We start from the raw sequence: 19127 nt of genomic DNA, 5'->3' as shown, positions 1-19127 counted from the left end.
GATTCATTAAGAAATGGCGCGAAAGCGCGTGATGTTTTCAACGCGCACAAAAAATTCGCACTGATTAACGGAACCGTCATAGGCTGGCTCCACAGACTCGGACCCAAATGAGTCGTGCCGGAAAAAGGAGATCCCGGATGAGCACCCCCAATGAGCCCAGTTTTCGTGAGAGCGTGGACATCATGTTCAACCGTGCTGTTGCACTGATGGACCTTCCACCGGGCTTGGAAGAGAAGATCAGGGTGTGCAACGCAACCTACACCGTTCGGTTCGGTGTGCGGTTGCGCGGGCAAATCCAGACCTTCACGGGATACCGTTCCGTACATTCGGAGCATATGGAACCTGTGAAGGGCGGTATTCGCTTTGCGCTGGGCGTCAATCAGGATGAAGTCGAGGCTCTTGCTGCGCTCATGACATACAAGTGCGCACTGGTCGAAGCTCCATTCGGTGGCTCGAAGGGCGGATTGCATGTTGATCCGCGTGAATATGATGAGCACGAGATGGAGTTGATCACCCGCCGTTTTGCATACGAGCTGATCAAGCGCGACATGATCAACCCCGCTCAGAACGTGCCTGCCCCCGACATGGGAACCGGTGAGCGCGAGATGGCCTGGATCGCGGACCAGTACAAGCGGATGAACACGACTGACATCAACGGGGTGGCCTGTGTTACTGGCAAACCGACCAACGCGGGTGGTATTCAAGGTAGGACCGAGGCCACGGGACGCGGCGTCCAGTATGCTCTGCGCGAGTTTTTCCGCGATGCAACCGGCGTTGAGAAAGCGGGCATGTCCGGTACTCTGGACGGCAAACGTATCGTTGTGCAGGGGCTGGGCAATGTGGGTTACCACGCAGCGAAGTTCCTCGCGGATGAGGACGGATGCAAGATTGTTGGCATCATTGAACGCGATGGTGCGCTTGTGGATGACCGGGGGTTGGACGTGGACGCCGTACGCAACTGGATTGGTGGCCACGGCGGCGTCTCCGGGTATCCTGATGGCACATATGTGGAAAACGGCAGTTCAGTTCTGGAAAAGGATTGTGAAATCCTTGTGCCAGCTGCACTTGAAGGTGTGATTAACCTGTCGAACGCGGCGCGGATAACGGCACCTTTGATCATCGAGGCGGCGAACGGGCCGGTCACAGCTGGTGCGGACTCTGTATTGCGTGAGAAGGGCACCGTCATCATCCCGGACATGTATGCCAACGCTGGCGGTGTTACTGTTTCCTATTTCGAATGGGTCAAGAACCTTAGCCATATTCGGTTCGGTCGCATGCAACGCCGCCAGGAAGAGGCACGGCACCAATTGGTGGTGGATGAACTGGAGCGGCTCAGCCGCCACTTGGGCGATTCTTGGTCCATGACCCCGGACTTCAAGGACAAGTATCTGCGGGGCGCGGATGAGCTGGAATTGGTTCGTTCTGGTCTCGATGACACGATGCGGGCGGCTTATCAGTCCATGGCGTCAGTTTGGCATGACCGTGGCGATGTTGATGATTTGCGTACGGCAGCGTATCTTGTTTCGATTGGGAAGGTGGCTGAAAGCTATCGCGCCAAAGGATTGTAGTTCTGAGACGGTATGCCAGCGCGAACAAAAACGGCGCTGGCATACCTTACGAAGATTTACGTCAGCTCCCTACATACGCCAACGTCTTCACAGGTGTGAAAGTAATCGCTGCATCGTCGATGCTTGTCTAACGGGCGGCCAATTCCGGCATGGCGGCTTCGATCTGTTCGTAAACCGCAGTACAAATATCGTCCATTGCGATCATGAAGAAGGTTTTGGCCGCTTTTTCATTTGGGTGATACGGATCCTTGACCTTGCCAGATTTCGAAAGACGAAAGTACGTCTTGTTCCCCTGGTTTGCGGCGACCGTCTCGGGGGTTGCCCCCTCAACAAAACTGCACTGGCTGCCCGTTTCTGCAAATGCGCGTTTCACATTCGCTTGCGCCTTCAGGCGCAAATCGGTGATCTTCTTTGAGTAGCTCGGGGCCGTTGTCATGAAAATGCAAGGAACGCCCGCAGGCAATTGCGCATTCATCGTCTCGACATCTTTTATTGCCTGATCGTAACTGCTCGCCCAGCGTTTCGCCGAATTTCCCAAGAACGACAGAAGTATCAACTTCGGTTCGTAGTAACCGGGGCGAAACATGGTCTGAAAGGCAGACATGTCCATCTTGCAAAACTGGTAGGCATCCCCCTTACCAATTTGCTTGTACTTGTTTCCCGTCGTGTTGATGAAGCCGTAGGTGCCCGCGTTGACTTTCCATTTGGGATCAACGTCACAGATTGCCCCTTTGGCCTTGCCCATCTTGGCTGTCCATGAGTGCAGCGACGTTGAACGAACACCGATGACCGCAACCTTCATATCCGCCAGCACTTCCAAGTTAGCGGCCTGCTTAGGCGTCGGTGGGCAGTGGGATTTGATGTTTTCGAAGAACTCGAGAAAGGCGGGGCCGGAGCCAAACGGAATTTGACTGTCGCCGAGGATGACAATCGACGGTGAAACAAAGTCCGAAGACTGGGCAGAAATTTGGGCCGGCAGAACTGCACTGAGGGCGAAGGCAAGTGTGCGAAGCAAGGTCATAAAGGCATTGAACGCCAAAGTGATGTTTCATCAAACAAAATACTACGTGAGCTTTGCAATTCGTCGCTGGCAGACCTGCCCGTGTCGAAAAGCGCCACGAGGTAAAATACTGCTCTTGCTAGACCTGTCAGGATGGTGATGGTGGTGCCATGAAAGGGCGGAGGTGCGCATGCGCTTTTCAGGGCTGAAAGTGTTGGCCGAAGGACTAACCGGTAACAAAGGCTGGAGTCCGCATTGGCGCAGTCCCGAACCAAAGTCCGAATACGATATTGTACTGATTGGTGGTGGTGGTCACGGTCTGGCCACGGCTCATTATTTGGCCAAGGTGCATGGCTTGACCAACATTGCAGTACTCGAAAAAGGGTATCTTGGCGGCGGGAATGTCGGCCGGAACACGACGATTGTTCGTGCCAATTACATGCTGCACGGCAACTCCGAATTCTATTCCCATTCGCTGAAGCTGTGGGAGGGTTTGGAAGAAGACCTGAACTACAACGTCATGCACTCGCAGCGTGGCATTATCAACCTTGTCCATTCGGACGGCCAGCGCGACGCCTTTGTACGCCGGGCCAATTCGATGTGCGGGCAGGGGGATGACGGTGCGATGCTGGACCGTGCAGGGGTAAAGAAGCTACTGCCGTTCCTAGATTTCGACCAGACCCGCTTTCCGATTTATGGTGGTCTCTATCACAAACGCGGCGGTACAGCTCGACATGATGCGGTGGCATGGGGCTTTGCCCGTTCGGCTAGCGATCGCGGCGTCGATCTGATCCAGCAATGCGAAGTCACGGGCATCGATGTTGTAAATGGTGTCGTAAAGGGTGTGCAGACCACAAAGGGGCCGATCCGCGCCAGGAAGGTCGGCATGGTCGCAGCTGGACGATCCAGCCAGGTTGCCGCCATGGCCGGGCTACGTCTTCCTATCGAAAGCCATGTGCTGCAGGCTTTTGTCACAGAAGGGCTGAAACCTTGCCTGGATCGCGTTGTTACCTACGGGATGGGACACTTCTATATCAGTCAATCCGACAAGGGGGGCCTCGTGTTCGGGGGTGATCTGGATATGTACGCAAGCTATGCTGCGCGCGGGAACCTGCCGCTGGTTGAGCATGTAGCAGAGGCTGCGATGACCCTGATGCCGGTGATCGGCAAGGCCAAGATACTGCGCAGCTGGGGCGGTGTCATGGACATGTCGCCCGACGGGTCCTTCATCATCGACAAGACGGATATCGAAGGCCTGTTTGTCAACACGGGTTGGTGCTACGGCGGTTTCAAGGCGACGCCGGCCTCGGGCCACACCTTTGCCCACCTGCTTGCTACGGGTCATCCACACCCTACAACCTTGCACCACCGTTTGGATCGGTTCCGCACAGGCCGCGGCATCATGGATGAAGAGGCGACCGGGTCTCAGCACAATCTGCACTAGGAATGGTTGAGATGACGGGAGCCTCCGGCGGGGATTTTTTTGAAACAGGGAAGGGGTATACCGTGCACCCTGATAGAGAGGTCTGATGCGCCTGCCATGTCCGATTTGCGGAGAGCGCGACCGGCGCGAGTTCTACTATCAGGGGGCTGCGGTCATGCTGGACCGGCCTGCACCGGATGCAGGTGAGGCGGCGTGGGATGACTATCTGCACCTACGCGAGAACCCGGCAGGTGATCTGGATGAACTGTGGAGCCATGACGCGGGCTGCGGTGCATGGCTCAGGGTGACCCGGAACGTGTCGACCCACGAGATCAAAGCTGCGGTGCTGGCGCGGGATGTCAAACGATGAGGATTGATGGCAAGGGGTTGATCGACCGATCACAGCCGGTCTCCTTCCGCTTTGACGGCAACACCTATCGTGGGTTTGCAGGGGATACGCTGGCGTCGGCCTTGTTGGCCAATGACGTGCGGCACGTGGCGCGGTCGTTCAAGTATCACCGCCCGCGCGGTATTCTCACCGCCGGGTCGGAAGAACCCAATGCCTTGATGACCATCGGGCACGGGGCGGCAACCGATCCGAACGTCCGCGCAACGGTGCAGGAGCTCTATGATGGGCTAGAGGCGCGCAGCCAGAATGCGTGGCCATCGCTGGCTTTTGATCTGCTTAGTGTGAATGATCTCGCTGCGCCATTTCTGGGTACGGGCTTCTACTACAAGACCTTCATGTGGCCGAGGGCTTTCTGGGAAAGGGTTTATGAACCTTTCATCCGACGTGCGGCGGGCCTGGGTGCACTGAGCGGTACGCAAGACGCCGATCACTACGAAAAGGCCTACGCGTTCTGTGATGTGTTGGTGATCGGCGCAGGGCCCGCTGGCTTGATGGCCGCGTGGGTGGCCGCGCAGTCCGGTGTCAGAGTCATTTTGGCGGACGAAGACAGTTTGATGGGTGGTCGCTTGAATGCGGAAACCTTGACTGTGGACGGCCTGTCGGCTGCGGACTGGGCGGCGCACATGGTCACAAAACTCTCAGCGATGGACAATGTCCGGCTCATGTCGCGAACAACAATCTCCGGTGCGCATGATGGCGGCACATTCGGCGCCCTCGAGCGGGTCTCGCATCACGTGAAGGACGTGCCGCGTGGCGGGGTCAAAGAAACCTTCTGGCGCATCGTCGCCAAACGCTCGGTTCTGGCGGCGGGGGCCATTGAGCGTCACATCGCGTTTCAGAACAATGACCGTCCCGGCATCATGGCCGCAGGTGCCGTGCGCGCCTATCTCAACCGGTTTGGCGTCAGTCCGGGCAAGGCAGTAACCGTCTTTGCCAACAATGACGACGCGCATCGCACGGCCATGGACCTGCAGGAGGCGGGCGTGCACATCGCCGCTGTTATTGACAGCCGTGCAGATGCGGCGGCCTTGGGGGATTACCGCCTGATGAGCGGTGCAATGGTCTCGGGCGGTTATGGGCGCCGTGGTCTGGAGGCCATCAACGTCCAGACAGCCTCAGGTACAGAAAAGATTGCCACTGATTGTCTTGCTGTGTCGGGCGGGTGGAACCCGACCGTGCACCTCACCTGCCATATGAACGGGCGGCCCACTTGGCATGAAAACATTGCCAGCTTCGTACCGACGCCCGGAGCAATCCCGGGGATGGAAACTGCTGGGGCATGCAACGGGACCTTTTCGACAACGGGCTGTCTGACCGAGGGTGTTGAGGCGGCCAAAAGGAGCCTTGAAGCACTTGGCCTCAAGCCCGCTGAGGTTGATCTGCCCGATGCTGATGACAGCGTTTATGCCATTGACCCGCTCTGGGCCGTGCCGGGCAAAGGCCGCGCGTGGCTCGATTTCCAGAACGATGTGAGCGTGAAGGACGTCAAGCAGGCTGCGCAAGAGAACTTCAGGTCCGTCGAGCACATGAAGCGCTACACGACCCAAGGCATGGCGACCGATCAGGGCAAGAATTCGAACGTCGCGGCGCTGGCCCTTCTGGCGGACGCAACGGGCCGTGGCATCCCGGAAACTGGCACGACAACATTCCGCCCACCGTACAGCCCCGTGGCGCTCGCAGCGCTGGGTGCCGGGGCGCAGGGCAAAGGGTTCGCGCCGGAACGCAAGACCACCAGCCGCGCAGCCACCATTGCTGCGGGTGCTCCGATGATCGAGGCAGGGCTTTGGTATCGCCCGTCCTACTATCCGCTGCCGGATGAAAAGACATGGCGCCAGTCCTGCGACCGTGAGGTAGGTTGGGTTCGACAAGCGGTTGGCATCTGCGATGTCAGCACGTTGGGCAAGATTGATATTCAGGGACCAGACGCCGCACGGCTCCTCGACTTTGTCTACATTAACATGTTCTCGACCCTGAAAGAGAACCGTGTGCGCTATGGTCTCATGCTGCGCGAGGACGGGTTCGTCATGGATGACGGGACTACGGCGCGGCTAGGTCCGAACCACTATGTCATGACAACGACCACCGCCGCGGCTGGGCAGGTGATGCGGCACCTCGAATTCGTGACGCAGGCCTTACACCCCGAGTGGGACGTGCGCATCATGTCGGTCACCGAGCAATGGGCGCAGTTTGCTGTTGCCGGGCCGAAGGCGCGTGAGTTGCTGAACGGCTTGCTCGATAAACCTATCGACAATGATACATGGCCGTTCATGTCCTGTGGTTCGGTGGATGTACAAGGGGTCAAGGGGCGGCTCTTCCGCATCTCTTTCTCTGGCGAGCACGCCTATGAAGTTGCGGTGCCATCCCGCTATGGCGACAGCCTCTTCCGACTGCTGGTGGCGAGGGCCGAGGCATTGGGCGGCGGCGCTTACGGCATGGAGGCGCTGAACGTCCTGCGCATCGAAAAAGGATTCATTACTCACGCCGAGATCGATGGCCGCGTGACGGCGCAAGATATCGGGATGGAACGTATGTTGTCCAAGAAGAAGGATTTCATCGGGGCAACGATGGCGCAGCGGCCCGGCCTGACCGAAGAGGGGCGCGAACAGCTTGTTGGCATGAAGCCGGTGGGACCTGTCAAACAGCTGACCGCGGGCGCGCACATCTACACCGACGGGGAGGAACCCGTACGGGCGCATGATCAGGGCTACGTCACCTCTGTCGGTTTCTCCCCGACCCTCGGGCATTTCATTGGTCTTGGGTTTGTGCGGGACGGGCTGGCCCGGCATGGCGAAGTGCTGAACATGGTAGATCACGTCAGGGGCATCCAGACGCGGGTGGAACTTTGTGATCCTGTGTTCTTTGACCCGGACGGAGAGCGCACACGTGGCTGAACTTATTGCAAAAACGCCGCTGGATGACATGACGCCGCTCACCACCGGCACCCTTACACTGGCCGAGGTTGATCTGGGCATCCTGACCTCGATCGCGCCCTACGCACAGGTCAAGATCGCCGAACCGTTCAAGGCCACGCATGGCATGGCCTGGCCCGCCCCGAACCGCGCTACGGGCAAGGCAGGTGCACGCGCCATCTGGTTCGGACGCGAGATGGTGCTTTTGGCCGGTCCAAAGCCCGATCCGACACTTGCCGAACACGCCGCGCTGACAGATCAGTCTGACGCATGGACGGCGGTTACCCTGTCCGGGGACGATGCCGAGGACGTCTTGGCCCGCCTCGTCCCCCTGGATCTGTCAGCCGCACACTTCAAGCGCGGGCATACAGCGCGTAGCCAAATCCAGCACATGGCCGGATCGATTACCCGCATCGGCAGTGACACATTCCTTCTCATGGTCTTCCGATCCATGGCGGGCACGCTTTTACACGATCTGGAAAGGGCCATGGCAAGCGTCGCGACACGGCGATAAAACGGTAAAACTGATTCCCTAGTGACTGGAGCCATCCATGATCCGTTTTGCCGTTATCGCCGCCATCGCAATGTCTACCGCCCCCGCCTTTGCCCAAGACAGCAAAGAAGAAAGCTGTGGCTACCAAGCGCAGGTGGTTGGTGCGATCCAGCAAGCCCGCCTTGACCGGGTCAGTGAGCGTGACGTGCAAGGTCATATTCTGGCGCAGAACCCCGAATGGCCCGCGCAATACAACAACGCGATCCCGCTGATGACACCATGGGTCTACGAACAAAAGCGCCGCGTGTTGCGCAATGAAAGCCTGTCGGATGCGTGGACTGAGTTGTGCCTTCAGCAGTGACTCGACTTCGGTGCTCACACCACCAATATTAAGGGCATGAGCCTGCCCCCCGGATTTCTTGATGAATTGCGCACGCGTCTGTCCCTCGGGCAGGTGGTTGGGCGCAAGGTCATGTGGGACGCGCGCAAGTCCAATCAGGGCAAGGGAGATCTTTGGGCGCCATGCCCGTTCCACCACGAAAAGACGGCCAGCTTTCACGTCGACGATCGCAAGGGCTACTATTACTGCTTCGGTTGCCACGCCAAGGGCGACGCAATCTCCTTTGTCCGCGAGACCGAGAATGTGGGCTTCATGGAGGCCGTCGAAATCCTCGCGGGTGAGGCCGGTATGTCGATGCCGGAGCGCGATCCGCGCGCGCAGGAAAAGGCTGACAAACGGACACAGCTTGCCGACGTTATGGAAATGGCCGTCCAGCACTTCCGGCTGCAACTCAAAACCGGCGTGGCCGGTCCAGCGCGTGACTATCTCGAACGACGCGGCCTTGATCCGGCAGCACAAGACAGGTGGGAGATCGGCTTCGCGCCCGATGCGTGGCAGGGCTTGTGGGACTCTCTCAAGGGCAAGGAGGTCGAAGATGACCTGATCCTTGACGCGGGCCTTGCCAAACCCAGCCAGAAGGGTGGCAAGCCTTATGACACCTTCCGCGGCCGCATCATGTTCCCGATCCGTGACGCGCGCGGTCGCTGCATCGCCTTTGGTGGGCGGGCGATGGACCCGAACGACAACGCCAAGTATTTGAACTCTCCCGAGACTGAGCTTTTTGACAAGGGCCGCAGCCTCTACAACCACGGACCAGCGCGGACGGCGGCGGGTAAGGGCCAGCCTCTGATCGTGGCTGAGGGCTACATGGACGTCATCGCGCTGACCGAACACGGCTTTGGCGCGTCCGTCGCGCCCTTGGGCACTGCCGTGACCGAGAACCAGCTCGCGATGCTCTGGCGCATCGCAGATGAACCCATCATCGCACTGGACGGGGACAAGGCGGGCCTGCGCGCCGCCATGCGCCTGATCGACCTCGCGCTGCCCATGCTGGAGGCAGGCAAATCCCTGCGCTTTGCGCTGATGCCCGAAGGGCAGGACCCGGACGATCTGCTCAAAGCGCAAGGCGCGCCAGCCCTGCAAAAGCTGCTCGATGCCGCGATGCCAATGGTCCAACTGCTCTGGCAACGCGAGACGGAAGGGAAAACGTTCGACAGTCCCGAACGCAAGGCGGCGCTCGACAAGGTGCTGCGTGACAAGATCAAGCTGATCCAGGACCCGTCGATCCGCCAGCACTATGGGCAGGCGGTCAAAGACATGCGCTGGCAACTTTTCCGTCCGCAGCGCGGGGGCGGGGGACCAAAGCGCAACTGGCAACCGGGTCGCGGCTGGCAAGCGCCACCGGTGCCCATGCCCAGCACCAAGACATCCGCACTGGCTTCGGGCGATGCGCAGGTGACTGATCACTTGCGGGAAAGGGTGATCCTTGCGGCGCTGATCTGCACGCCCGAGGTGGCCGAAGACTTTGAAACTGGGCTTGAAAGTCTGGTTTGTGCTGATCCGGACCATGCCGTCTTGCGCGACCTGATTCTGCACCACGGGAATGCCGGTGCGGAGGTGTTGCGCGAAAAGATTTTCAGCGCGCTGGGGCCGGATGCCCTTGATAACCTGCTCTCTTCACGCCATGTGGCAATTGTCCCGTGTATCCGCACACCCGGCGATGCCGACATGGCCCGCATGACCGTGGCCGAAGAGCTCGCAAAACTCAGCGCGGCGAAGGGACTGGATGCCGAGATCGCGGATGCGGTGCAGGACCTCGAAGGTGTGGCTGATGAAGGCGTGACATGGCGCCTCAGCCAAGCGGCTCAAGCCGCAGCTCAGGCCAGCCGCAGCGGGAAAGAAGATGATTCGGAATACGATACGGGCGACAACGGCGCCCGAATCAGTCGCAGTGAGCGAGATGCTTTTGCGGCGCTCATGGACCAGATCAGCTTCTCAAAACGCCGCAACTGATGCGATTTGGTCTCAAAACATAAAGAAAATGCACGTACATGGGTGGCCGAATCACCCAAAGCACTAAATGTTTCTGGGAGTGATTCGTGGGGACGAATCACCAAGGAGCCCCGGTAAAGGAGCCCAGTATGGCCGCAAAAGACACGAACGAAGACGCTAAGACCGAAGATCAGGACAGCGCCCACTCGCTGGACATGAGCCAGGCAGCCGTCAAAAAGATGATATCGGAAGCCCGTGACAAGGGCTACATCACCTATGATCAGCTCAATACTGTGCTGCCGCCCGATCAGGTCAGCTCTGAGCAGATCGAAGACGTGATGTCGATGTTGTCCGAAATGGGCATCAATATCATCGAAGACGAAGAGGCCGAAGAGGAAGAGCAAAAGGGCTCGACCGAGGTCACGACCACCGAAGGCACCCGGGACCTGACGCTGGGCGCGACGGGCCAGGAAAAACTCGACCGCACCGACGACCCGGTGCGCATGTACCTGCGCGAGATGGGCAGCGTCGAACTGCTGTCCCGCGAAGGCGAGATCGCCATTGCCAAGCGGATCGAAGCTGGCCGCAACACCATGATCGCGGGCCTGTGCGAAAGCCCGCTGACCTTCCAGGCGATCACCATCTGGCGGGATGAACTTCTCAGCGAAGAGATTTTGCTGCGCGACGTCATCGACCTCGAAGCTACCTTTGGCAACCAGATGGGCGAAGACGGCGAAGAGGTGTCTGAACCGGTTGTCGATACCAGTGCCAAACCCGAGGATAAGGCGGATGCCGGTCCCGAGCTTGATGCAGATGGCAACCCCATCGCCAAAGATGATGACGACGACGAAGACGAACAGGCGAACATGTCGCTCGCCGCGATGGAAGCTGCGCTTAAGCCGCAAGTGCTCGAAGCGCTGGAAGTCATCGCACACGATTATTCCCTGCTGTCCGAAATGCAGGATAGCCGGATTTCGGCAACGCTGAACGAAGACGGTTCGTTCAGCAAAGGCGACGAAGAGACCTATCAGAAGCTGCGGGCCGAGATTGTGTTACTGGTCAACGAACTGCATCTGCACAACAACCGGATCGAGGCACTGATTGACCAGCTTTATGGCATCAACCGCCGGATCATGCAGATCGACAGCTCTATCGTGAAGCTGGCAGACCAGGCGCGGATCAACCGCAGGGAGTTTGTCGACTCCTATCGCGGGCGCGAACTGGACCCGAACTGGCTGGACGAGATGGGCGAAAAGTCCGGGCGCGGCTGGCAGATGTTCATCGAACGCTCGGCCGAGAAGGTCGAAGAACTGCGCGCGGACATGGCACAGGTTGGCCAGTATGTCGGCCTCGACATCTCTGAATTCCGTCGCATCGTGCAGCAGGTTCAGAAGGGCGAGAAAGAAGCCCGTCAGGCCAAGAAAGAGATGGTCGAAGCCAACCTCCGCCTCGTGATCTCGATCGCCAAGAAGTATACCAATCGCGGCCTGCAATTCCTCGACCTGATTCAGGAAGGCAACATCGGCCTGATGAAAGCGGTCGATAAGTTCGAATACCGCCGCGGCTACAAGTTCTCGACCTACGCGACATGGTGGATCCGTCAGGCGATCACCCGGTCCATCGCGGACCAGGCGCGCACCATCCGTATCCCCGTGCACATGATCGAAACGATCAACAAACTGGTCCGAACTGGCCGCCAGATGCTGCACGAGATCGGGCGCGAACCCACGCCCGAGGAACTGGCTGAAAAGCTGCAAATGCCGCTCGAAAAGGTCCGCAAGGTGATGAAAATCGCCAAGGAGCCGATTTCGCTCGAAACCCCCATCGGGGACGAGGAAGACAGCCAGCTTGGCGATTTCATCGAGGACAAGAATGCCGTGCTGCCCTTGGACAGCGCCATTCAGGAAAACCTCAAGGAAACTACTACGCGGGTTCTGGCCTCGCTCACCCCACGCGAGGAACGTGTGTTGCGCATGCGCTTTGGTATCGGCATGAACACGGACCACACGCTCGAAGAGGTGGGCCAGCAGTTCAGCGTGACCCGCGAACGGATCCGCCAGATCGAAGCCAAGGCTCTGCGCAAACTCAAGCACCCCAGCCGCAGCCGCAAACTGCGCAGCTTCCTCGATCAGTGAGGGGGCTGTCTGTCGCCCTTGCGCTGGCGCTGACCCCCGGGTTGGCAGCGGCGCAATGCGGCAGTCTGGACGTTGTCCTGAATTGCCAGATCGGAAGCAAAACCCTCACCGTCTGCGTGGGTGAAGGGCAGGCGAGCTATGCCTTCGGTCCTGCCGGATCACCGGAATTGTCCCTGACCCGCCCCTTGGGTCAGGTGCAAGCCACGCCTTGGCCGGGCGTCAGCCGTTCGATCTGGGAGGACATCACCTTTGAAAATGTCGGCACGCGTTACACCGCCTGGATTTCGGTGGACCGCATGGCCGAGGACTTGCCGACCAGAGGCGGCGTGATCGTGGCGCAGGGCGAACAGAAACTGGCCGATCTGGACTGCAAAACGGGAACGGCAGAGGTTGGTGTCTTTGCCATCGCGGACGCCATGCAAGCGGCAGGCTATTGCGTGGATCGGGCGACAGGCACATACGCGCAACACTGCCCGGATTGACACTGAACTTGCGTCACCAGACCGCGGTGCCAATGCATACGAAACCCACTAGCTTTCGGGCATGAAGGGGTAATTCAAGCCACGCCCGATCCCGTTGTCGCCTGATCTGATGGACCGGTTTAACCAGCGCGATATAATCGTGTTTGATGGCGAATGCATACTGTGTTCGGGGTTTTTCAAGTTCATGCTGCGCCATGATCGTCGCCAGCGGTTTGATTTCGTTCTGGCGCAATCGCGGCTTGGGGCCGACCTTTACAGGTCGCTGGACCTGCCAACGGACGATTTCGAAACCAACCTCGTTGTCGTTGACGGGCAGGTACATCAACGGCTCGACGCCTTTGCCGCCGCTATGCGCTGCCTCGGATGGCCGTGGAAAGCGTTGTCAGTCTGCCGGTTTCTACCCGGCGTCATCAAGAACCCACTCTACCATCTTATCGCGCGTAACAGGTATGCCATCTTCGGTCGCTACGACACCTGCATGATGCCCGATGCGGGCCTGCGGTCGCGGTTCATTGCAGGGGGCTGGACCTGACCGGTGCGGTCCTCAGCGTGTTGGGGGATCGGGCGCGGGACCTGCCTGCTGCCTTGCTGGCCTTTCACAGGGGTGAATGTGATGCCGCCTATATCGGGACTGTCACGGTTCGGCAGGGCAACGCATTGGTTCGGCTCCTGTGCCGGTTGGGTGATTTCCCTGCGCCAATGACCAAACGACCCATGCCATGTCGATTGCTTGCGGATCAAAGGGCGAACGGTGGAACCGTGACTTCGACGGGCATATCCTGTCCTCAACCATGCGGCAGGTTTCGCCCATACAGGTCGCAGAACGGTTCGGCCCCTTCGAGGTGCATATGTGTCGGTCCGTCACGCAGGCTGGCCTTAACATGCCGGTCACGGGAATACGCATGTTTGGCGTGCTCTTGCCGCGCCGCCTGTTCCGCGGGAGCGGCGGGCGTGAAGCGGTGGACAAGGACGGGCAGATCACCTTTCATGTGTCATCCAGGGTCATGGGGCTTGGGTGCGTTATCGACTACAACGGCACCCTCATGCGGGCATCCGATACGGTGAGCTTGAGAGGCGGCGCTCAAGGCGACATGTGACGGTTTGCAACCCATCTGCATCCGGCGCAGGATCAAGTCATGCAAACGACCTTTCAGATCACCACAGCCGGGCAGGGGCTCTACGAATTCACCCGCGACGTGACGAACTGGTGTACGGGCGACGGCCTGCTGACGCTCTTTGTTCAACACACCTCCTGTTCCCTGCTGATCCAGGAAAACGCCGACCCCGAGGTGCAGACGGACCTGAAAAACTTCTTTGCGCGCCTCGTGCCGCCCACCACGGACCCGTCCATGTCCTACCTCACCCACACCTACGAGGGACCGGACGACATGCCAGCGCATATCAAGGCGGCGCTGCTGCCCGTCAGCCTGCAAATTCCGGTGCAGCACGGACAACCACAGTTGGGCACCTGGCAGGGGATCTACCTGTTCGAACATCGCGATGCACCTCACCATCGTCGGGTTGTTGCGCATCTGGGCCTCACGTGACCAAAGGTGATTTGGGGCCACGTCGTCGCTGGTCTATGCTGGCCTTACAAAGCGGAGAAGCCCCATGCGCCCACGCACCCTGATCCTGATCTTCCTCGCCATCCTGCTGCCCACCACGGTGCTGGCACAACGGTTTTTCCTGCGCGAAATCATGATCATTCCTGTGCGTCCTATCGACACCGACACATTCGAAGTGATCGAGAATGATGGCGCAGGCGGTACACAGATGTGGTGTGCCGCGGGAAAGTACGTGCGCGATTACCAGCGGCAACGCGGAGGCAGCATCACTGTCCTCACCCCGCGGGCGTCCTCGGTCGCCTATCCCGGGCGCAAAAGCGTGATGTTCACCACCAAGCCCGTCGAAAACAGCATCAGCTCGACCTCGCAGGGCGTGCGCACAGCGGGCCAGACGTTCAGCACGACCCATGCAAATGCGCTTTGCCGGTCCCGCCACGATTTGTACATCAAGGTGCGCGTGCTCGTACCCTGACCCGAAGGGTCAAGGCTGGCGGCCAACATGCAAGGCTCCGCATCGTGACAAAGCGCGTTTCTGCGCGGCGTTTTCATCACCTCGGTCCCAAAGGCGGCCAACCTGCGCATGGGACTTTAGTGCAATCGCCTTTGACCGGTTGAAATCCATGTCGCCGCAAGGTGATTTTCATTTCAGTGCAAGCTTCCTACATCCTTTGAACAAAGGAGATACCCGATGTTCAAACCTATTGCCCTTGCCATTGCCATAACGTTGCCGACCTTGGGACATGCCCAGGATTTCGCTCGCCGAGAAAGATTCACGATTCCGGTCAACCAGATCGACGGCACCACGTTCGAAGTCATCGAGGCCGACGCGGCAGGTGGCACGCAGATGTGGTGCGCGGCGGGTATCTATGCCCGCAATGTCCTCGGCGTGCGGGGCGGCGACCTTTACATCGCGCAAGGACGCGGCGACGCACAGACAGCGCCGGGCCGCAAGGGCGTGACGTTCAGCACGCAACCCGTGCCAAACGCATTCTCCTCTGTCAGCCAAGGGGTGCGTCGCACGGGCAAGGTGTTTTCCATGGCCCATGCCTATGCGTTATGCCGTAACCTGCCGTTCCTGAGGGTCCGCATCTCAAACAACCAGCTTGTACGGCGCTAAGGTTGGCACCGCTTATGTAGCGGTGTCATTTCCCCTCTACCCAAAACTTGGACAACCGCCTATAGTTTCGTGGAACGGGGGAAAACCCCCACTACAGGCGGGACTGAAACAAGGGGATGGGCGATGCGCTGTCCGTTTTGCGGCAATATTGACACACAGGTAAAAGACAGCCGACCGGCAGAGGATCACGTTTCGATCCGGCGCAGGCGCTTCTGTCCGGCGTGCGGTGGGCGGTTTACCACATATGAACGTGTCCAACTGCGCGACTTGGTGGTCATCAAGTCCAATGGCAAGCGCGAGGATTTCGACCGCGACAAGCTCGAACGCTCCATCCGCATCTCGATGCAGAAGCGGCCCATCGATCCCGAACGCATCGATCAGATGATCTCGGGCATCGTGCGGCGCCTTGAAAGCATGGGCGAAACCGACATCCAGTCCAAGCAGATCGGCGAGATCGTGATGGAAGCGCTAAACCGCATCGACACGGTGGCCTACGTTCGCTTTGCCAGCGTTTACAAAAACTTCCAGGCGGCGGATGACTTCGACAAGTTCGTGGCCGAGCTGCGACCAGACACTCCATCAGACGAGTGAGCAAAGCGGAGGATATCCGCTTTATGTCACTGGCGCTGTCCCTCGGGCGGCGCGGAATGGGGCAAACGGCCCCGAACCCCGCCGTGGGCTGCGTGATCGTCAAGGACGAACGTATCATAGGGCGGGGTTGGACCCAGCTGGGCGGCAGACCCCATGCCGAAACCGAAGCGCTCGCGCAGGCGGGCAGCGATGCGGCAGGGGCTACCGCCTATGTCACCCTTGAACCTTGCGCCCATCACGGCAAAACCCCCCCCTGTGCTGAGGCGCTCGTGGCCGCAGGCATCCGTCGCGCCGTGATCGCCATGCGCGACAGCGACACACGGGTGGACGGGCAGGGCATCGCGATCCTGCAAGCAGCGGGGATCGAGGTGACCACCGGCATCTGCGAGGCCGAGGCGGAGGCCGACCATATCGGTTTTACCCTGCGCACCGAACAGGGCCGTCCGTTCGTGACCCTCAAGCTCGCCAGCAGTTTCGACGGGCGCATCGCCACCGGCACAGGTGAAAGTCAGTGGATCACCGGGCCGCAAGCGCGCAGGTGTGTTCACGCCATGCGCGCCCGACACGATGCGGTGATGGTTGGTGGTGGCACGGCGCGGCACGATGACCCGTCTCTGACGGTGCGCGGCTTTGGTGATGTGCCGCAACCCACCCGTGTGGTCGTGTCACGCAGGCTGGACCTGCCGCTTATGTCCACATTGGCCCGCACGGCCAAGGACGTTCCCGTTATCCTGTGCCACGGGCGCGACGCCGACCCGATGCTTCAGGACACATGGCTTGACCTGGGCGCAACCTTGCTGCCTTGCGGCACATCCGGGGCTCAGCTTGATCCGCGGGACATATTGCAGCAGTTGGGCAGCCACGGCGTCACCCGCGTGTTCTGCGAAGGGGGCGGCGCACTTGCCGCATCCCTGATTGAGACGGATCTGGTGGACGAGCTTGTGGGCTTCACCGCCGGGTTGGTGATTGGTGCCGAAGGGCTGCCAAATATCGGTGCACTTGGGCTGGAAACGCTCGCCGCTGCGCAGCGCTACACCCTGAAATCAGTGTCCCGCATGGGGGTGGACGTGTGTCACAGATGGGCGCGCGTCTAACGCCACAGATGCGCGCGACTGGCCAGCAGGCCCTGCAGCTTTGACAGCACCCGGTTGGCAAATCCCGGCCTTGGCAAAGGTCCGTTCCGCAGCCGGTCGACAACAACTTCGACCGGGCAGGCGGTGCCGGTCACGGGGTCGAAATAGCGCGGATAGTCAATCAGGGTGGCGTGCACCAGACCGCTGAGCGGAATGTCCTCGCGCCGCCTTGGCGGCACATCGCCAAGATCCTCGGTCAGCCCCCATCCCGCATAGAAAGGTGCACCTGTTGTCACGACGCGCACACCGCGCAGCAGAGCCTCGAAACCGGTCAGTGATGTCATGGTCCACAGCTCGTCCACGCGCGCCAACAGGGCCCCGATGTCGGCCTGCGTGGCAACCACATCAGCCAGCGCTCCAGCGTCGCACGCACCCTCACGCAGACCGGCCTCCACATCCGGGTGAGGCTTGTAGATCAGGATGTCGTCTGGCCGCGCGGCCCGTGCCGCCTCAAGCAGCGCTGCGTTGGTGCACACTTGGCCGGCCCCCAGCCGGATTGACGCATCATCCTCGACCTGCCCGACCACCAGAACGCGCCGCCCGGCGGGCAAGTCGGGCACGTCACCTGACAGGTTGTACTTGCTCAAACCCTCCTCGGTCAGGCTGCGTATCAGCCGTTCCACGCGCTGTGTCTGATCCGGGCGCAAGCTGCGGCGCGCGCGGATCAGATGCTCCAACCGGCTGGGGCGCGCAGGGTCATAGTAAATCCCCAGATCATCCGTGACCAGGGACAGCGGCGGGATCAACGCGGCACCCAAACCACGCGAGCGCAGGAATCCGTCCTCGACCCGAACAGCATTTTCGTGACCCACATCCGCCTTGCCTGCCCACACCATCCAAGGGCGGTCCATCGCGCGGGCGCGACCGGGGTCATCCTGAAAGCGCACGGGCGCATAGCGACCAAAAACGTTCTGCAACGGTTGCCGCTTCCAAAGCCGCATGCCGCTGGCGACCCACCCCTTGTGATCAGCACGCCACGCGCGCGTCTCTGCAGCCAGCGCTTCCATCGTTGCGGCAAGGTCGCACAGACAATCACGGTGCGGATCGTACCATGTCGGGTAAAGGATCATGGCCCCGGCAAACAGTTGTGCACGGGTCAGTGTGCGCTGGCGGCGCTGCACCGGAAACTCGTCTGTCGTTAGCCCCCATCCCGCATAGAAGGGCTGGCCGAACACGCGCGGCTTGTGGCCCGCGATGATCGCCTCGAACCCCAGCCCGGACGACACGGTGTAGACGGCCACCGCCCCCTCCATCAGGGCCCATGGGCTGACTGGGTCCGAAAAAAGCGATACACGATCGTTGCAATCATCCTGGCTGAAGTAGCCTTCGCGAAAGCCCTGTAGGGTTTCCGGGTGCGTCTTGATCAGGATGCGGGCGCCGGGGTGTTCATCCTGCGCGACAAACAGCATTTCGAGAAACCGGTTCCGATCAGCCCCACATGCCGTCACCGATGCGTCCCTTCGCGTCTGGTCAATCACCAGAACATAACCGGGATCGGGCACCGGGGCGCTGGGATCAAAGCCGGTGTATTTGCTTAGGTGTGCCTCCTGCATCCGCGCCATTGCCCCGCGTGCCGTGTTCAGGATGACTGTGTCGTCCAGCGGATCTGTGGCCAGTATCTCTTCAAGGTCGGACGGGGTAGATGGATCAAAATGCACCCCCTTATGATCGATCAGAAGCCCCATTGGCGGACTTCCCGCGCGACCGGGTAGGACAGAGCGCAAGAACGCATCCTCAACCCGCACCAGGTTGGCGTCGCGCCGGTTGGCGACGGATTCGCCCCGATGGGCCGTCGGAGAGTTACCCCAAACACCCACCATCCCGTCGGGCTGGGGCAGACCAAGCGCGATGTCATAACCCGCAAGCTCGACAATACGCCGCACACGCCCCCGGGCCAGAAAACCGCCATTGTAAACATAAAGCCGCCGGGCCCTTTCGGGTCCGGCAGCGGAGTCGTTTGACCGTTTCAT

Annotated in this window: 18 protein-coding genes; 16 read left to right on the top strand and 2 right to left on the bottom strand. The window is 60.1% G+C overall.

The genetic code is table 11. The annotated features are described in order from the left end of the window. Positions 1-137: 137 nt before the first annotated feature. A complete protein-coding gene (locus Q1A51_RS18420; RefSeq protein WP_299604609.1) occupies positions 138-1568 on the top strand; it encodes a Glu/Leu/Phe/Val dehydrogenase in 1431 nt (476 codons plus the stop codon). Between the two features lie 127 nt (positions 1569-1695). Here the strand turns inward: Q1A51_RS18420 and Q1A51_RS18415 are convergent, their stop codons facing one another. After that, positions 1696-2607: an SGNH/GDSL hydrolase family protein gene (locus Q1A51_RS18415; RefSeq protein WP_299604607.1), complete on the bottom strand. Its 912-nt coding sequence runs from the start codon at positions 2605-2607 to the stop codon at positions 1696-1698. A gap of 151 nt (positions 2608-2758) precedes the next feature. On the opposite strand from Q1A51_RS18415, the gene Q1A51_RS18410 reads away from it, so the two are divergent. The 15 genes from Q1A51_RS18410 to ribD all read left to right on the top strand — a co-directional run bounded on the left by Q1A51_RS18410 (position 2759) and on the right by ribD (position 17118). After that, entirely contained in the window at positions 2759-4012 is a 1254-nt protein-coding gene (locus tag Q1A51_RS18410; protein ID WP_299604605.1) for a sarcosine oxidase subunit beta family protein, read from the top strand. An 85-nt stretch (positions 4013-4097) separates the two neighbouring features. Further along, a complete protein-coding gene (locus Q1A51_RS18405) occupies positions 4098-4361 on the top strand; it encodes a sarcosine oxidase subunit delta (protein WP_299204730.1) in 264 nt (87 codons plus the stop codon). Next, positions 4358-7291 (top strand): sarcosine oxidase subunit alpha family protein, encoded by a 2934-nt coding sequence (locus Q1A51_RS18400; RefSeq protein ID WP_299604602.1) that lies wholly within the window; start codon positions 4358-4360, stop codon positions 7289-7291. The genes Q1A51_RS18405 and Q1A51_RS18400 overlap by 4 nt, the downstream gene beginning before the upstream one ends. Next, on the top strand, positions 7284-7823 hold the full coding sequence (locus Q1A51_RS18395) for a sarcosine oxidase subunit gamma (protein WP_299604599.1): 540 nt from the start codon (positions 7284-7286) through the stop codon (positions 7821-7823). The genes Q1A51_RS18400 and Q1A51_RS18395 overlap by 8 nt, the downstream gene beginning before the upstream one ends. A 37-nt stretch (positions 7824-7860) precedes the next feature. Continuing rightward, a complete protein-coding gene (locus tag Q1A51_RS18390; protein WP_299604596.1) occupies positions 7861-8163 on the top strand; it encodes a hypothetical protein in 303 nt (100 codons plus the stop codon). A 36-nt stretch (positions 8164-8199) separates the two neighbouring features. Then, positions 8200-10155, top strand: coding sequence for a DNA primase (gene dnaG, locus Q1A51_RS18385; RefSeq protein WP_299604593.1), 1956 nt, complete (start codon positions 8200-8202; stop codon positions 10153-10155). A 128-nt stretch (positions 10156-10283) separates the two neighbouring features. Beyond that, a complete protein-coding gene (gene rpoD / locus Q1A51_RS18380) occupies positions 10284-12269 on the top strand; it encodes an RNA polymerase sigma factor RpoD (protein WP_299204743.1) in 1986 nt (661 codons plus the stop codon). After that, the gene (locus tag Q1A51_RS18375) at positions 12266-12751 is read left to right on the top strand and encodes a hypothetical protein (protein WP_299604589.1); all 486 of its coding nucleotides are present in this window, start codon (positions 12266-12268) and stop codon (positions 12749-12751) included. The genes rpoD and Q1A51_RS18375 overlap by 4 nt, the downstream gene beginning before the upstream one ends. Before the next feature lie 109 nt (positions 12752-12860). After that, positions 12861-13283, top strand: coding sequence for a DCC1-like thiol-disulfide oxidoreductase family protein (locus tag Q1A51_RS18370; RefSeq protein WP_299604586.1), 423 nt, complete (start codon positions 12861-12863; stop codon positions 13281-13283). Between the two features lie 187 nt (positions 13284-13470). Then, the gene (locus Q1A51_RS18365; RefSeq protein ID WP_299604583.1) at positions 13471-13848 is read left to right on the top strand and encodes a DUF4166 domain-containing protein; all 378 of its coding nucleotides are present in this window, start codon (positions 13471-13473) and stop codon (positions 13846-13848) included. A gap of 39 nt (positions 13849-13887) precedes the next feature. Beyond that, positions 13888-14298: a secondary thiamine-phosphate synthase enzyme YjbQ gene (locus tag Q1A51_RS18360; RefSeq protein ID WP_299604580.1), complete on the top strand. Its 411-nt coding sequence runs from the start codon at positions 13888-13890 to the stop codon at positions 14296-14298. A 64-nt stretch (positions 14299-14362) separates the two neighbouring features. Further along, a complete protein-coding gene (locus Q1A51_RS18355) occupies positions 14363-14788 on the top strand; it encodes a hypothetical protein (RefSeq protein ID WP_299604577.1) in 426 nt (141 codons plus the stop codon). 216 nt (positions 14789-15004) lie between these two features. Further along, positions 15005-15433 (top strand): hypothetical protein, encoded by a 429-nt coding sequence (locus Q1A51_RS18350; protein ID WP_299604575.1) that lies wholly within the window; start codon positions 15005-15007, stop codon positions 15431-15433. A gap of 123 nt (positions 15434-15556) precedes the next feature. After that, positions 15557-16024 carry a transcriptional regulator NrdR gene (nrdR, locus tag Q1A51_RS18345; RefSeq protein WP_299043536.1) on the top strand — a complete coding sequence of 156 codons (468 nt, stop codon included), beginning with the start codon at positions 15557-15559 and terminating at the stop codon, positions 16022-16024. Beyond that, positions 16021-17118, top strand: a complete 1098-nt coding sequence (gene ribD / locus Q1A51_RS18340; protein WP_366870197.1) for a bifunctional diaminohydroxyphosphoribosylaminopyrimidine deaminase/5-amino-6-(5-phosphoribosylamino)uracil reductase RibD — start codon at positions 16021-16023, stop codon at positions 17116-17118. Before nrdR ends, ribD begins: the two co-directional genes overlap by 4 nt. On the opposite strand, the gene Q1A51_RS18335 is transcribed toward ribD, so the two are convergent. After that, positions 17115-19127, bottom strand: coding sequence for a capsular polysaccharide biosynthesis protein (locus Q1A51_RS18335; protein ID WP_299604573.1), 2013 nt, complete (start codon positions 19125-19127; stop codon positions 17115-17117). The two genes, ribD and Q1A51_RS18335, sit on opposite strands and share 4 nt — an antisense overlap.

This window comes from uncultured Tateyamaria sp., from assembly GCF_947496075.1.
Classification (GTDB): Bacteria; Pseudomonadota; Alphaproteobacteria; order Rhodobacterales; family Rhodobacteraceae; genus Tateyamaria.
This window is presented reverse-complemented; position numbering and strand designations above follow the sequence as displayed.